Genomic DNA, 14,661 nt, shown 5'->3' with positions numbered 1-14,661 from the left:
GGGCTCCCCCGTATCCATCAGGGGGAGCCCTCGACGCGTCGTACGGCTGCGGAACCGGCGCCCGGCGCCCGGCCGCCCATGCCTCAGGAGCCGCCGGGACCGCCCTCCCGGCCGGTGGAGCGAGACGAGCGGGAGGAGCCGGAGGAGCCGGAGCCGGGCGAGCCGGAGGGCCCGGCGAAACCGGAGGAACCGGAGGCCAGTCCCCGCAAGCGCTCCAGCTCGCGCCGGTCCCGCTTGGTCGGGCGCCCCGCACCCCGGTCGCGGATACCCGCGGGGGCGACGGCCTCGCGCGGCGGAGGCGGCGGACTGTTGTCGACGTAGCACTCGGCTGCGATGGGCGCACCGACCCTTTTGCGGATCACACGCTTTACGACGACGACCCGCTCTCGGCCGTCGTGCCGCAGTCGCACCTCGTCCCCGACGCGCACGGCGTACGCGGGCTTGACGCGCTCGCCGTTCACCCGGACATGACCGCCCCGGCAGGCGGTGGCGCCCATCGAGCGGGTCTTGACGAGACGGACGGACCAGATCCAGCTGTCGACCCGCACGCTCTCGCCGCCCGCCGTTCCGGCGGCCGCGGCGGCGGCCACCGCGTCGGCAGAGCCGCGCGCACCACCGGCACCCGTGCTCTTCTTCTCCCCGTCAGCATCCTGAGAAGCCATGCCCTCGACTTTAGTCCCCGCAGCCCGGGACGCCGGGTGGATTTCCCCCTCGCACGATCCACGGCGCGGACCCCGTACGGACCTCGTACGGCCCCGTTCGCCGGCCCGCGGGGCCACGGCGATCACGAACGATTCGAAGATCACCGACATCGTTCCGCACACCATCGAGGGGGTCGCGGAGGGCACGTCCTCCAGCGTCTTCGCGAACATCGTGTGCGTCGTGAACCTGCCGCCGGCCTTCCCCGTCCCCTCCACCCACGCCCACGACAAATACCTGCCTTTCATCTGGCCGCTCCTCGCGATCCTCTCTCTGCTGCTCTGCTGCTCTGCGGGTTCGTGGCGGTGGGGGGCGGCGATGGCGTAGTCGTGCCCGTGACTTTCCGGTCGTACGGTGAAGCCATGGACAGCAGGGGCCTGGACGGCAGCGGGCAGGAGGGCAGGGGCGCGGACGGCAACGGTCCGGACGGCAGTGGCCTCGCCGAGCTGGACGTGCGGATCACCGGGTGCCGGGCCTGTCCGCGGCTCGTCGCATGGCGCGAGGAGGTGGCCCGCACCAAGCGCGCCGCCTTCGCCGACCAGACGTACTGGGGCCGCCCGGTCCCGGGCTTCGGACCGGTCGACGCCTCGCTGCTCATCGTCGGACTCGCACCCGCCGCGCACGGCGGAAACCGGACCGGGCGGATGTTCACGGGGGACCGGTCCGGGGACGTGCTCTACGCGGCGCTGCACGACGTGGGTCTTGCGTCGCAGCCCCGGTCGGTGTCCGCCGACGACGGCCTGGAGCTGTACGGCGTACGCGTCACCTCGCCCGTGCACTGTGCCCCGCCCGCCAACAGGCCGACGCCCGCGGAACGGGACACCTGCCGGCCCTGGCTCGTACGGGAGTTGGAGCTGCTGCGGCCGACGCTGAGGGCGGTGGTGGTGCTCGGGGCCTTCGGGTGGCAGGCCGCGCTGCCCGCGTTCGCCGAGGCGGGTTGGACCGTGCCCAGGCCACGGCCCGCCTTCGCGCACGGAGCCCATGTGTCGCTGGATGGGCTCGAGCTCTTCGGCTGCTTCCACGTCAGCCAGCGGAACACCTTCACCGGGCGACTGACCCCCGCCATGCTGCGGGACGTGCTGAGTACGGCGGCTCGTGCGGCGGGGCTGACGCCCCGGCCGTACGCGGGTTAGCCTCGCTCGATGGGCCCCTATCCGGAGATCGAACCGTACGACCACGGAATGCTCGACGTCGGCGACGGCAACCGCGTGTACTGGGAGGTCTGCGGCAACCCGCGCGGCAAGCCCGCGGTGATGCTGCACGGCGGCCCCGGCTCGGGGTGCGGTGCCTGGTACCGGCGGTACTGCGACCCGAAGGCGTACCGCATCGTCCTGCTCGACCAGCGCGGCGCCGGCCGCTCCACACCCAGCGCGAGCGCGTACGAGACGGACATGAGCGTCAATACGACGGCCCATGTGATCCGGGACCTGGAGCTGCTGCGCGGCCACTTGGGCATCGACCGGTGGCTGTTGTGGGGGGTCTCATGGGGGTCGGCGTTGGGGCTGCGATACGCGCAGACGCATCCGGACGCCGTGTCCGAGCTGGTGCTGACCGGGGTGACCACCGGCTCGAACGCCGAAGTTGCCCTGCTGACCAGGGGACTTGGCCAGATCTTCCCCGAAGCCTTCGAGCGGTTCCTCGCCGAGCTGCCCGAGGACGAGCGGAACGGGAACCTCGCGGCCGCGTACAGCAGGCTGGTCGAGTCGCCCGACCCGGAGGTGCGGGCCCGGGCGGCGCGGGCCTGGACCGACTGGGAGACCGCTATCGTTCCCGCGCCGCCGCGGTCCGTACAGCGCTACGAGGACGCGGCCTTCCGCATGGGCTTCGCCCGCACGGTCACGCACTACTGGGGCAACGACCATTTCCTGGGGGAGGGCAACGACGAGGGCGTCGTCCTGCGCGACGCACCCCTGCTCAAAGGCATCCCCGGCACGCTGGTCCAGGGCAGCCTCGACTTCGGAAATCTGCTGGGCATCGTCTGGCGCCTCCACCAGGCCTGGCCCGGCAGTGAGTTGACCGTCGTCGACGACGTGGGCCACAACGCGGGGGCTCCGGGGGTGGTGGACGCGCTGGTGGCGGCTACGGACAAGTACGCGGCTCGCTGACGATGGCGCGCAGGTGGCGCCGACGGACGAAGGCGCGTACGCGGCTCGCTGGAAAGGGCACGTACGCGGCTCGCCGGTGAGCACGTACGCGAACCCGCCGGCCGGGACAAGTGCGCGACTCGTCAGGTGAGTTGCGCGTCCCCGAAGAGGTGCCGCACTGTCGATCGGTAGTTGGCCTGGACGTGCGCGAGCGCGTGTGCGCGGGCCCGCTCCGGATCGCCGGACGCGATGGACTCGTACAACTCACGGTGCTCGGTGAGGAGTTGGGGCCACTCCTCGTTCTGTCGGGTGAGCCAGCGCAGTCGGCCGTCGACCGGCTCCATGACGGAGATCAGCAGGTTGTTGCCCGCCATGGCCAGGATGCGGTCGTGGAAGCGGGTGTTGATGTCGGTGATCGCCTCCGCGTCGTCCGCGTGGGTCGCGGTCGCCGCGCGGTCCAGCAGCTCCTCCAGTTCCGCGAGGGCTTCCGCCGTGGCGCGGGACGCGGCGAGTCCGGCCGCGTAGACCTCGAGGGCCTCGCGCAGTTCGAAGAGTTCCTTGACGTCGGTCGGAGTCAGACGGCGCACAACGGTCCGACGCGGCGTCTCGAAGAGAACGAACCCCTCGGCGACCAGCGCGCGGATCGCCTCGCGGACCGGAACCCGGGAGACCCCGAAACGCTGCCAAGGTCGGCAGCACCTGGATCCTGGTCCTCGGCGCCCTGACCTTCGCCATCGCCACCATGGGCGTCAACATCGTCGCCAACTTCGTCTCCCCGGCGTACGACCTCGCCAACGTCTGGCCGCAGAAGATCACCTTCAAGGTCGGCGGCATGATCAGCACGGTCGCCGCACTGGTCGTGACCCCCTGGAACCTCTTCTCCAACCCCACCGTCGTCAACTACTTCCTCGGCGGCCTCGGCGCCTTCCTGGGACCGCTGTTCGGCGTGATCATGCTCGACTACTACTGGGTCAAGCGCGGCCGCGTCGACGTCGAGCAGCTTTTCAACGCCCAGCCGGGATCGCGGTACTACTACCGCAAGGGCGTCAACCCCAAGGCGCTGTGGGCCTTCCTGCCTTCGGCGGCGGTGACCGCGGTCCTCGCCCTGGTGAAGGCCTTCAGCGACGTCGCCCCGTACTCCTGGTTCATCGGGACGGCAATGGCCGCCGGCCTGTACGCGGTGCTGTGCCGCGCTGAGCGCGCCGCCGCCGAGCCAGCTCCCGTCCCCGCCTCCGCAGTCGTGGAGGGCTGAGCGTGCGGATCGTCGTCACCAACTGCAATACGACGCAGGAGATGACCGAGGAGATCGTACGAGGTGCCCGGGCCGCCGCAGGCCCGGGCACCACCGTGCTCGGACTCACCCCCTCCTGGGGACCCGAGTCCGCGGAGGGCTGGCTCGACAGCTACCTCTCGGCGGCGGCCGTCCTGGACACCCTGCGGACGTACGAGGGTCCGTACGACGCCGTGGTCATGGCCGGGTTCGGGGAGCATGGACGCGAGGGCGCACGGGAGTTGGCGGATGTCCCTGTCGTCGACATCACCGAGGCGGCGGCTCACCTCGCGTGTCTCCTCGGCCGCCGGTACGGCGTCGTCACCACGCTGGAGCGGTCGTGCGGCCAGATCGAGGACAGCCTGTACGCGGCCGGGGTCGGCGCGAACTGCGCCGCCGTCGTCGGCACCGGCCTCGGCGTCCTCGACCTCGGCGACGCGCAACGCACCGAGGAGCTGTTCGTCGCGGCTGCCGAACGCGTGGTGGAGGCCGGAGCCGAAGTGCTCGTCCTCGGCTGCGCGGGGATGACGGGACTGCAGCGGGCGGTGGGGGAGAAACTGGGGCTGCCCGTCGTCGACGGGGTGGCCGCGGCGGTCAAGCTCGCGGAGTCGCTGGTGTCACTGGGGCTGAGGACGAGTCGGGCGGGGGGTTACGCACGGCCGTTGCCCAAGCGGAGGGTGTGGGGTCCCCCGGGGGTGGGGGGCTCGCGTCCGGCGGGGTGATCTTGGGGGCGACCTGGGCGGTCCGGTCGTCCCCGCGCATCGGGGGCGCGGGCTCGGGCTCGGGCTCGGGCGGGTGCCGGGACTCGGGTCAGGGCTCGGAGGCGTGCAGGGAGCTTGGCTCAGGCCGCGGCATCGACCTCGGGTCGGGCCGCGGCATCGACCTCGGGTCGGGGCCCGGCATCGGCCTCGGGTCGGGCTGCGGCATGGGACCTGGGTCGGGCTGCGGCGTCGGCCTTGGGTCGGGCTGCGGCATGGGACCTGGGTCGGGCTGCGGCGTCGGCCTTGGGTCGGGGCCCGGCATGGGACCTGGGTCGGGCTGCGGCGTCGGCCTTGGGTCGGGGCCCCGGCATGGGACCTGGGTCGGGCTGCGGCGTCGGCCTTGGGTCGGGCTGCGGCATGGGACCTGGGTCGGGCTGCGGCGTCGGCCTTGGGTCGGGGCCCCGGCATGGGACCCGGGTCAGGCCCCGGCATCGGCCTCGGGAACGACGGCGGTCGCTGTGATCTCCACGAGCTGCCCGGTGTACCCGAGGCAGGCCACCCCGATCAGCGTCGACGCGTGCGGGCCGATGCTGAGCCCGGACGCCTCGACGACATCCCAGACAGCGGAGAGCACCGCCGGCTCCCTGCCGACGACGTACACGTCCGTCGACACGACGTGCGCCATGTCGCTGCCGACCGCGCGCAGTTGCTCGTCGAGATTGGCCAGCACCTGCTCGGCCTGTCGTACGGGATCGCCCTCGCCGACGATCTTCCCGTCGGCGTCGAGCGGCACGGACCCGGCGAGGAAGGCGAGCTTCGTCCCGGCCTCGACGACGGACGCATGGGAGTAGACGGGCGGCGCGAAGAGGCTGGGGACGGTGACGCGCTGGACCTGGACCACAACGACTCCTGATGTTCGACCGACGAGCAACCTTCCGATCATGCGACGCTTGCGAAGGGGACCGCACCCGATTTTGCCGACGTCGCCGGGCCCGACATCCGGTTACGCCATCTTCCAAGCAACGGCTGGGCTTCGGACATCGCCGTGCTGCGGTGCGGCGGAGTGGACCAGGGATGTGCCCAGGACGCACACCGAAATCCGACCGGAGCGGGCGCATCGTCAGGTCGCCGACCCTCTGGGCACGCTCGCCAGGTGCTGGTTGAGCTGCTGTAGCCGGGCCCACGCCTCGGGATCGGTGCCATCGCCCAGGGGATAGTGCAGGGCCGAGGCGGTCGCGGGGCCGAGGCGGATCGGAGCCAGGCCGACGGAGGGAGCTTCGGCGTGGGTGAGGCCGATGCTGCGTACGGGGCCAGGGCCGAGGGTGAAGGACATGGGGATGGGCGCAGGTTCGAGGTGTGGCGGGATGGTCAGGTCGCGTCGTGCGCTGCGCAGGGTGGTGAGCAGGGAGATCAGGCCGTGCTGGGCGGCGAGGGTCTCGGCCAGGTGGGGCAGGGTGTTGAGGGGCATGGTCTCCTCGGGGCCGTAGCCGAGTGCGAGGGTGGTGTGTTCCTCGATGCCTGCGGGGGTGTGGGTGATGCGGGTGGTGGCGATGGCGGGTTGTTCGGGTGAGCCGATCGTGATGAGCCAGGTGGGAGCTGAATTCCGGGCCCGGCTGCGGGCCAGGTCCGTCAACTGGCGTGGAGACCAGGGGAGGTTGACGGGTTCGGCGGTGGACCAGCCGGCGGGGGCGGTCCCGGTGAGGCTCTGCCAGGCGGCTTCCAGGGTGTTGCCCAGGAGGAGTTCCTCGGTGGCCGGGTGGAGGGTGCGGAGGGTGAGCAGGAGTTGCCGTTCGCCGTGCGCGGCGGCGGTGTTGTCGCGGCGGCGGAAGGCTTCCGCGACACGGGTCTTGCCGTCGGTGTCCTTGACAGGGGTGAAGGCGCCGTCGACCCAGTGGAGTTCGGCCCCGGACAGGCCGTCGTAGTAGCCGGATGGGGCGTGTTGGACGACCCAGCGGTGGGGGTGCCCGCCCAAGGCGGTGCGCGTGGGCAGAGTGAGGCGGCTGTGGGGCGGGGTGACGATCTGCAGGGCACGGTCGGTAGCGAGGGCGCTGCTCAGGGCGTCGGACAGCCAGCTGGTCATGGGGATGAGCGGACGGTCCTGGAAGACGAGGGCGGCCTGGTCGGTGAGGATGTCGACGGCGGGTGGCGTCGTGCCCGTGGCTGTGGCCGCGGTGGCTTCTGCACTGAGGGGCACGATGTCGGTGTCGGCGGCCTCGGGGGGCCACACGGTGCCGCCCAGGACGGTGGCCAGGCGTCCGGCGAAGGAGCCGGCCAGGCTTTCGGCCTCCTTGAGGGCAGTGATGGCGCGAGCTTCGGTCCACCACAGTGGGGTGTCGGGGGCCGTGGTGTGCGGGCCGAGCAGGCGGGCCACCTCGCCGGGGACCTGGAGCAGGAGCGGTACCTCGACGGAGACCAGGGGGTGCCCGCCGGGGGTGCAGAGCTGGGTGACGGCGCCATCGGCGAGGGTACTGATGCGCAGGTCGGGGCCGCCCGCGTACAGGCCCGCGAGCACGGTGACGGTGTCGGGCATCTTCTCGGTGAGGGCGATGACGTCCTTGGTCACGAGTGTCCGGTTTCTTCGGGGGCGCCGGTGAGGGCGGTCTGGATGAGTTGGTGGCGGCGGCCGCGGCGGACAAGGGTGCCGCGCCCGGGCGGCTGCTGGGAGGCGTACAGGCCGGGGAAGAGCTGGCCTTCGGTGCGGTCGCCGGTCATCAGCAGGGCGGTGGTGCCCGTTTCTCGCAGGGTGGTGAGGAAGGGTTCGTACAGGGCGCGGGAGGATCCGGCGACCCGGCGGGCCACGATGAAGTGCAGGCCGATGTCCTGGGCGGAGGAGATGTAGGGCAGGAACGGGGCCAAGGGCTGCTGGCCTGCGGTGGTGAGGATGTCGTAGTCGTCGACGAGGATGACGATGCGCGGGCCGGTGAAGGCGGCTTCGTCCGCCGGGATGTCCGGGTCGGCGGATTCCGGCAGGCGTCTTTCCAGCTCGGTCGCAATGCCGGTGGCCAGGGCTGCGGCGAGTTTCACGTTGTGGGCGTAGCCGCCGCGGTACGGCTCCGGGACCACACCGCGCAGGCCGCGGCGCGGGTCGAAGACGCCGAAGACCAACTCCTTGTCCGTGTGCCGGGCGGTGAGCTGGCCCGCGATGAGCTTGAGCAGGTTGGTCTTGCCGCATTCGTTGTCGCCCAGGATCAGCAGATGCTGGTCGGCGCCGAAGAGGTCGAGGAGGGCCGGCGCGAGGGCGTCCTGGTCCAGGCCGAGGGGAATGCGGTCCGGTTCGGCGGCCGGTGACGGCAGTCGGGTGGCGTTCAATCGGGCGGGCAACACTCGTACCGGCGCGGCGAGTTCGCCGTGCCAGGTGGCGCGGAGGGCGCGTGCCGCCTCTTCCAGGGCATCGGCCAGATGGGTGCTGGAAGCCTGGTCGTCGATGCGGGGCAACGCGGTGTGCGCGAAGAGCTTGCCGTCGGTCAGGACCCGGCCCGGGGTGTCCGGTCCAAGCGTTTCCGACAGCTTGCGATCGATGGAGGAATCGGCGGGTTCGTTGAGCCGCAGCTCGATCCGGCTGCCGAACATCGACTGGGTGGCGATGCGCACGTCGTTCCAGCGCAGCATGCCCGCCACGATGTGGATGCCGTAGCCGCCGCCGCGCTTGAGCAGGTCGGCGATGGATTCCTCCAGGTCGTCGAACTCCTCGCGCAGGGCGCCGAATCCGTCGATGAGGAGTATCACGTCGGTCGAGCCGAGCTCGGTGAGCTTGCCTGCGGACCGCAAGGCGCGCAGCCGGTCGACGGAGTCGATGCCGTGGGCGCGGAAGACTTCTTCGCGCTGATGGAGCATGGCTCGGACCTCGGCGACGGTACGGACTGCCCGTTCGTGCTCGGCGCGGGAGGCGATCCCGCCGACGTGCGGCAGCCCGGACACCGCGGCCAGGCCGCCGCCGGTCAGGTCGAGGCCGTAGACGGCGACCTCGGCCGGGGTGTGCGTGAGGGCCAGAGACAGCGTCAGGGTGCGCAGCAGAGTGGTCTTGCCGGACTGCGGTCCACCGATGATCGCGGTGTGGCCGCCCGCGGTGTTCAGGTCGTGCACCCACTGCCCTTGCCATTGCCTGGCGGGATCGTCCAGGACTCCGAGCGGCACGCGCAGGACGCCCTGGCCGATGGCGAGGTGCAGGCCGTGTGCGGAGGCCTGCACCGGGCCCGCGGTCTGGTCGAGGGTGAGGGCATCGCCGAGTGGAGGCAGCCAGATGCGGCGCACCGGCGGTGCCGCCACGGCGAGCTGGTCGACCATGGTGGACAGGACGGTCGGACCGGTCTCGCGTTCGCGCATCGCCGGTGGCTCGACCGCCGGCCCCGCGGGCGACGGGTGGCCGGTGAAGGCGGGATACGTCCAGGCGAGCGGTTCGGTGTCGGAATTCTCGCGCCGGGTGGGGCCGTGGTAGGCGCCGGAGACGAAGCCCGCCTTGAAACGCTCGTACGTCGAGGTGTCGACCTTCAGATAGCCGAAGCCGGGCAGCGGTGGCAACCGGAAGGCGTCGGTGGTGTCCAGGACCGTACGCGACTCGTCGGCCGAGAAGGTCCGCAGCCCGAGACGGTAGGACAGGTAAGTGTCCAGTCCCTTGAGCTTGCCGGATTCGATGCGCTGGCTGGACAACAGCAGGTGCACGCCGATGGAGCGGCCGATGCGGCCGATCGACAGGAACAGGTCGATGAAGTCCGGCTTGGCGGTAAGCAGTTCGCCGAACTCGTCGATGACGACGAACAGGTGCGGCAGCGGCTCCAGGTCGGGCCGCGCTGTGGCGCGCAGCGCGGCGTAGTGGCCGATGTCAGCGATGTTCCCGGCGTCTTTGAGGACTTGCTGGCGGCGCTTGACCTCCCCGGCCAGGCTGGTGTGGACGCGCTCGACGAGTCCGGCCTCGTTCTCCAGGTTGGTGATCACCCCGGCCACGTGCGGAAGTTCGGTGAACGGCGCGAAAGTCGCTCCGCCCTTGTAGTCGACCAGCACCATCGCCAGGTCCTCGGGCGAGTGCAAGGTCACCAGGGCGAGCACCAGGGTGCGCAGCAGCTCGCTCTTGCCCGAGCCGGTGGCACCCACGCACAGCCCGTGCGGGCCCATGCCGAGCTCGGAGGACTCCTTCAGGTCCAACAGGACGGGTTCGCGGCGGTCGTTGAGACCGATGGGTACGCGCAGGAAGTCCCGCTCACTGCGCGGTGTCCACAGCCGTGCGAGATCGAGGGCGGCTGGGTCGTCGATGCCCAGCAGGGCGGGGAAGTCCACCGGTCCCGAAACCGGGGTGCCCTCGGCAGCCGACTCCGCCGACAGCCGAAGCGGGGCGAGCAGCCGGGCCAGGCCCTCCGCGCCCGGCACGCTGAGCGCGTCCATGACGCCGCCGCCGGGTAGGGCGTCAGGGATGCGCAGGTCTTCGACCGACACCTGGTCACCGTCGACGGTGATCCGCACACTGACCTGGTCCGGTTCATGGATCCGCTGTTCCAGCAGGTGCAGCACGGTGATTCCCATGTCGGCCAGACCCACTGCCTGGTCCGGGCGCGGGAGTTCGGCAGCGACCCGGCCGTGGGTGTCGTTGACGACCAGGAGCCGGTCTGCGAGTTGCAGTGCGTCACGGCCGGCCAGGCCTCGGCGCACCTCGGCGGCGTAGGAGGCGCGGCGACGCAGATCCCCAGTGCACTGGTCGGCGAGCCGGGCCAGGTCCGGCGCGATGCGCCGTGTCGCCACCGGCCCGTCCTGGCTGTGGGCGTCGAGGACATGGGGCAGCCACTTGGCCCACTCCCACTGCGCCAGTCGATCGCCCGGCACCGCAAGGGCGAACGCCGCATCGTCCGGCGCGTGGGTGACCGCGGCCTGGATGAGCAGGGCCCGGGCGACGTTGAGCACGCCGTCCCGGTCGCCGACGATGCTGACGTTGCCGGCCCGGTCCAGGCCCGCGGTGAGCGGCACGTCCGGCGCGGTGGCGAAGCGGTGCTGCAGGGCGCGTGCCTCATTCAGCATGAAGGGATCCGGCGGGGTGAGCACGCCCCCGACCGAGCTCTGCCCGATGAGCAACTCCTGCACAGGCACATCCCCTGTGCCCAGGCGCACCCGCAGAAAGTCCGCGTCCGTGCGGCGGCGTTCCCACAAGCGCGCCGGATCGCGCACCACGTCGTACAGGGCCTGCGGCGGCGGGTTCAGCACCCGCGCCCGATCCCGGAGCTCCCGTTCGAGCAACCCGAGCTGCTCGCGTTGCTCCTCTACGTACTCCAGATAGCGTTCGCGCTGCGTGCGCCGGGTGCGCTGTGCCTTGCCCCGCTGCGACAGGAACAGCGCCAGCCCGCCGAGTAGGGCCACGACCAGGACGATCGCACCGAGCCCGGCGAACTGGCTGTTGCGGATCACGGTCATCATGACGACCGAGCTCATCACCCCGGCCATCGGCAGCAGCGCGGTAGCCGCCCTGCCCGAGCTGCCCTCGGGCAGGTTGGGCGGCGGCTCGATAGTGCGCGGCTCGGCGGGTGACAGGGGTCGGGTGGAACGAGCCGGACGGTGGATCTGCAGTTGCGTCATCGCACGCGCACCGCCCGCGCCATGGCCTCGGCGGAAAGCTGGATGGCGGCCTCTTGGGAGTGCCGGCCGAGCATGGCGGTGTGGATGGGGCCTCCCTGGGCCAGATGCCGGTCATAGGGCAGCAGCACCGCGGCCACCCCGGTCTCCCGGATATGGGCGATGGCCGTCTTCACATCGAGTGTGGTGTCCGGGGAGTTGGCGCTGAGAGCGACCACCGTGGTGGCCAGCGCAGAGTGCGGCAACTGGGCCAGCCAGTCCAGGACGGTACGGGTGCCGTTCACGCCCTCGGCGGTCAGCGGCGCAACCACCACCCGGGCGTGGGCGGTGTCCATCGCGGTCCGTGCCACCTCGCCGGGCAGACACTCGCAGTCCACCACCGTCACCGCGAAATACCGCCGCAGCGCCAGTGTCACCCTCCGGTAGGTGGGCACGTCCAGCGGCGCGCCGACCCGGCCCTGCCCGGCAGGCAGCAGCCAGCCCCCGTCCGTGACCGGCACCAGATAGCCGGTGACATCGGTGAGTTGCATGGCCGGAGTGAGGATCTGGGCGACATCCGCGCACGCCCAGCGCACCGACTCTGCCCCCAGGCGCACCGGCAGCGTGCCCAGGGCCGTATCGGCCTCCAGCGCGAGGACCGGGTCGTGCCGGTAGTGATTGAAGGCGCGGGCCAGCAGGGCAGACACGGTGGACTTGCCCACCCCGCCCCGGATCGAGGTCACCGCGATGATCCGGCCGGTGGTCACCGGCTGCTGGATCTCCCGCGCCAGCCGGGACTGTTCGGCCACCTCCTGCGATGCCGAGGCGGTCAGTTTGCGCAGCGCGCGCCCGGTGCGGCGGAGCGTCGAATCCCCGTGCTGCGGAGAGCCGAGGGCGTGCGCGAGGCGGGGATCGACGGTGGGTACGGACTCCGGCGTGGTCATGGGAACCCGCGGATCCCGTACGCCATGCCGACGAGGGTCCTGCACGCCGCGTGGACGCGGATCCCGTACTCCGCCTGGAACTGGCGGCCGCGCCCGTCCCGGCTGTTGGTCTGGGCCTCGTGCGGGGACGGCCTGGGCCTGCGCGAGGCCAGGGGGATCGGCTGCCGCAGGGCCGTGGGGGTCCGCTGCCGTCGGTGGGACCGGGCGGTTTGCGCGCACGGCGATGGTCGGCTCAACCTCTGCGGGAGTCCCGTCGCCGAGCTGCCGAAGGAGGTCGCGCTGCCAGTCTGGTTGAGCCATGGCACACCCCTACGCGAAGGTGTCGAGCAGACGCCCGTACACACCGAACACCCCGATCACCAACGGGAACAGAGCGATCACACCCACCGACTCCAGCACATCGCCGAGCCTGCGCAGCCGCACCCGTACATGCTCAGCGGGCCGCACCGCCAGCACGGCCAACGGCACCAGCGCCAGTACCACCAGCACGGCCAACGGCCCTGCCGCACCGGAGTGCTCCAGCCACACCCAGACCAGACGCGCGCACACCACCGAGGCCGCGGCGAAGAGCACCACCACTTCGACGTTCAGCGGGAACGCGCGGGCCCTCAGCGCGAGCACCACCGCGACGGCCGCTGCCAGCGCCACCGTCCACATCGAGACCGCATCCAGCACCAGCACCCCCGCGGCGGCCGTCGAAACCGCCACGACGACCGTGGCAAGTGACAGGCCACGATGGGTGGCCGCCAGCGCCGAGGACACCTGATATCGGCTCACCGACGCCCCGCCCGAGCGCCGGTCATCCAGCCCCGACAACCCGGAGACCATCAACGCGAGCCGCGGCAGCACGCCGAGCACGATGACGGACACCACCGCCGACAAGGCAGCCGCGCGAGTCGTTTGCGTGACCGTCCCGCCGCCCGACTGCACCGCGAGCGCGGCTTCCCAGCACACGACGGCTCCGGCGAGCGCGGCCGCACCGACCAGGCCTCCCCGTCCCAACGGCGAGAACCGGCCCAGCAGCGACAACGCCACCACCGCCACCGCACTGACACCGGCCAGTCGCCCCGCCTCCGGCCACGCGTGCGCATCGCCCAGCGACCACACCCCGAGTACGCCCAGCGCGGCGCCTGCGACGATCAGTGTGGCGGCCAACGGATACTTCTCTGTTCGCCCCAACAAGGCACCGCACAGAGCCGACAGGACAGCGACGGCGAGCAGCCCCACCCCTGCCGTGGCGGAGGGGAACCGGCCCCGGGACAGCCAGCCGGCCGCGAGCGCCCAGAACACCGTGGCCGACCCTGCCACCACTTGCCGCACCTCAGACCGCCACCGCCAGGCACGGGTATCCAGATCGGCCGCAGTCTCATCGGCGACGTCATGCACCACCGGGGCCGAGGGTGCATCCTCCACCCGCACCAGCCGCAACACTGCACCATCGGCCACACCCGCCGACTCCAACGTGCCGTCCAAAGCCAGCGCGGAACCGTCCGCGCCCACCAGATGCCGCAACTCCGGGCGGCTGCCCACCTGGTCGCCCAGCAACCGCATCACCTCGGGCAGCAGCAGACCCACCGGCTCCTGCGACGGCAGCACAAGATCCACCCGTCGCCGCTCACCCACCAGAGTGACCCGGCTCAATGCCGTCCGGCCACGGCCCACGGCCCCCGCAGATATCACGCGCTCAAACCAATCATCGAGTCATATCGAGAGTCATATCGAGTCATCGAGAAGAAGACTCCGATGGCGAAGCGGAAGCCGACGGGACGGACGTCGGATACGACGGCACCGAGGACCCGTACGGACTCTTCCCGATCAGCCGATGCGAAACGAACGACCACCCCACGCACCCCGCACACAACACGGCCGCGATCACCACTCCGGCCACCGTCTTCCCCAGCCGCTCATCGACCGTCCGCCGCTGCCGCTGCGCCCCGAACAACAGCGCATCCCGCAGCCGCCGACGCCGCACCGCCACTGACTCGAGCAACTGACTGTCGTAGTCCTGGGCTGCCATACCGTGGCCTTAGGCGTCGAGGGTCATGGTGTCGGCGACCTTGTCGTGCAGACACTGTCGCAACGGCTTGTCCCAACAGCACCACAAAGGGTTCAGCAGACTGAGCACCGGGACCGGGAAGGCCAACAACCAGAAGAACTCCCGCCCCAGCGCCTGCCAGACACCGATCCTCTCCCCGGAGTTGGCCCGTACGACCCGCACCCCACAGATCCGCTTGCCCAACGTTGCTCCGAACCGGGCGGTGCAGAGCGGGAAGTAGAGCGTGAACGAGGTGGCAAGCCACACTGCGATGAGAAGACGAGGCGCTTCGCTCTCCGTCCGGTCGATCCACATCGCCAGCGGAACGCCGAGCACCGCATACCCCGCACCCCAGAACACCAGATCCAGCAGACGTGCACCCAGCCGGGACCCCAAG

Annotated in this window: 12 protein-coding genes and 2 pseudogenes; 5 read left to right on the top strand and 9 right to left on the bottom strand. The window is 71.2% G+C overall.

From position 1 onward, the window contains the following. Positions 1-83: 83 nt before the first annotated feature. Positions 84-662, bottom strand: a complete 579-nt coding sequence (locus OG390_RS13000) for an RNA-binding S4 domain-containing protein (RefSeq protein WP_406167633.1) — start codon at positions 660-662, stop codon at positions 84-86. Between OG390_RS13000 and OG390_RS12995 the strand changes: the two genes are divergently transcribed. From OG390_RS12995 to pip, 3 genes are read left to right on the top strand one after another with little or no spacing between them, the layout of a single operon-like run. Beyond that, positions 661-1,026, top strand: a complete 366-nt coding sequence (locus OG390_RS12995) for a hypothetical protein (RefSeq protein WP_406167631.1) — start codon at positions 661-663, stop codon at positions 1,024-1,026. The two genes, OG390_RS13000 and OG390_RS12995, sit on opposite strands and share 2 nt — an antisense overlap. 35 nt (positions 1,027-1,061) lie before the next feature. Further along, a complete protein-coding gene (locus tag OG390_RS12990; RefSeq protein ID WP_406167629.1) occupies positions 1,062-1,832 on the top strand; it encodes a uracil-DNA glycosylase in 771 nt (256 codons plus the stop codon). 9 nt (positions 1,833-1,841) lie between these two features. Further along, positions 1,842-2,804, top strand: coding sequence for a prolyl aminopeptidase (gene pip, locus OG390_RS12985; protein ID WP_406167627.1), 963 nt, complete (start codon positions 1,842-1,844; stop codon positions 2,802-2,804). A gap of 122 nt (positions 2,805-2,926) precedes the next feature. Here the strand turns inward: pip and OG390_RS12980 are convergent. Continuing rightward, positions 2,927-3,508: pseudogene (locus tag OG390_RS12980) on the bottom strand (GntR family transcriptional regulator); the annotation flags it as partial. Here OG390_RS12980 and OG390_RS12975 point away from each other — a divergent pair. Further along, positions 3,466-4,035 (top strand): annotated as a pseudogene (locus tag OG390_RS12975) (cytosine permease); the annotation flags it as partial. The pseudogenes OG390_RS12980 and OG390_RS12975 sit on opposite strands and share 43 nt — an antisense overlap. Before the next feature lie 2 nt (positions 4,036-4,037). After that, a complete protein-coding gene (locus OG390_RS12970) occupies positions 4,038-4,775 on the top strand; it encodes an aspartate/glutamate racemase family protein (protein WP_406167625.1) in 738 nt (245 codons plus the stop codon). A gap of 457 nt (positions 4,776-5,232) precedes the next feature. Here the strand turns inward: OG390_RS12970 and OG390_RS12965 are convergent, their stop codons facing one another. The 7 genes from OG390_RS12965 to OG390_RS12935 all read right to left on the bottom strand — a co-directional run bounded on the left by OG390_RS12965 (position 5,233) and on the right by OG390_RS12935 (position 14,660). Further along, positions 5,233-5,697: a RidA family protein gene (locus OG390_RS12965; protein WP_406167623.1), complete on the bottom strand. Its 465-nt coding sequence runs from the start codon at positions 5,695-5,697 to the stop codon at positions 5,233-5,235. 177 nt (positions 5,698-5,874) lie between these two features. Further along, entirely contained in the window at positions 5,875-7,317 is a 1,443-nt protein-coding gene (locus tag OG390_RS12960) for a DUF6177 family protein (RefSeq protein WP_406167621.1), read from the bottom strand. Further along, positions 7,314-11,309, bottom strand: a complete 3,996-nt coding sequence (gene eccCb / locus OG390_RS12955) for a type VII secretion protein EccCb (protein WP_406167620.1) — start codon at positions 11,307-11,309, stop codon at positions 7,314-7,316. The genes OG390_RS12960 and eccCb overlap by 4 nt, the downstream gene beginning before the upstream one ends. Continuing rightward, on the bottom strand, positions 11,306-12,229 hold the full coding sequence (locus OG390_RS12950) for a type VII secretion protein (protein WP_406167618.1): 924 nt from the start codon (positions 12,227-12,229) through the stop codon (positions 11,306-11,308). Before OG390_RS12950 ends, eccCb begins: the two co-directional genes overlap by 4 nt. Before the next feature lie 309 nt (positions 12,230-12,538). Then, a complete protein-coding gene (gene eccD, locus OG390_RS12945; protein ID WP_406167616.1) occupies positions 12,539-13,834 on the bottom strand; it encodes a type VII secretion integral membrane protein EccD in 1,296 nt (431 codons plus the stop codon). A 118-nt stretch (positions 13,835-13,952) separates the two neighbouring features. Then, the gene (locus tag OG390_RS12940) at positions 13,953-14,246 is read right to left on the bottom strand and encodes a hypothetical protein (RefSeq protein WP_406167614.1); all 294 of its coding nucleotides are present in this window, start codon (positions 14,244-14,246) and stop codon (positions 13,953-13,955) included. Between the two features lie 9 nt (positions 14,247-14,255). Next, positions 14,256-14,660: an RDD family protein gene (locus tag OG390_RS12935; protein ID WP_406167612.1), complete on the bottom strand. Its 405-nt coding sequence runs from the start codon at positions 14,658-14,660 to the stop codon at positions 14,256-14,258. Position 14,661 lies beyond the last annotated feature (1 nt).

It is taken from the genome of Streptomyces sp. NBC_00996, assembly GCF_045162675.1.
In the GTDB taxonomy this organism is placed as follows: domain Bacteria; phylum Actinomycetota; class Actinomycetes; order Streptomycetales; family Streptomycetaceae; genus Streptomyces.
This window is presented reverse-complemented; position numbering and strand designations above follow the sequence as displayed.

Excerpts from the sequence above, each read along its gene's own strand:
- pip (WP_406167627.1), top strand. The coding sequence starts at position 1,842 with ATGGGCCCCTATCCGGAGATCGAACCGTACGACCACGGAATGCTCGAC.
- OG390_RS12995 (WP_406167631.1), top strand. The coding sequence starts at position 661 with ATGCCCTCGACTTTAGTCCCCGCAGCCCGGGACGCCGGGTGGATTTCC.
- OG390_RS12940 (WP_406167614.1), bottom strand. The coding sequence starts at position 14,246 with ATGGCAGCCCAGGACTACGACAGTCAGTTGCTCGAGTCAGTGGCGGTG.
- eccCb (WP_406167620.1), bottom strand. The coding sequence starts at position 11,309 with ATGACGCAACTGCAGATCCACCGTCCGGCTCGTTCCACCCGACCCCTG.
- OG390_RS13000 (WP_406167633.1), bottom strand. The coding sequence starts at position 662 with ATGGCTTCTCAGGATGCTGACGGGGAGAAGAAGAGCACGGGTGCCGGT.
- OG390_RS12950 (WP_406167618.1), bottom strand. The coding sequence starts at position 12,229 with ATGACCACGCCGGAGTCCGTACCCACCGTCGATCCCCGCCTCGCGCAC.
- OG390_RS12990 (WP_406167629.1), top strand. The coding sequence starts at position 1,062 with ATGGACAGCAGGGGCCTGGACGGCAGCGGGCAGGAGGGCAGGGGCGCG.
- OG390_RS12965 (WP_406167623.1), bottom strand. The coding sequence starts at position 5,697 with ATGATCGGAAGGTTGCTCGTCGGTCGAACATCAGGAGTCGTTGTGGTC.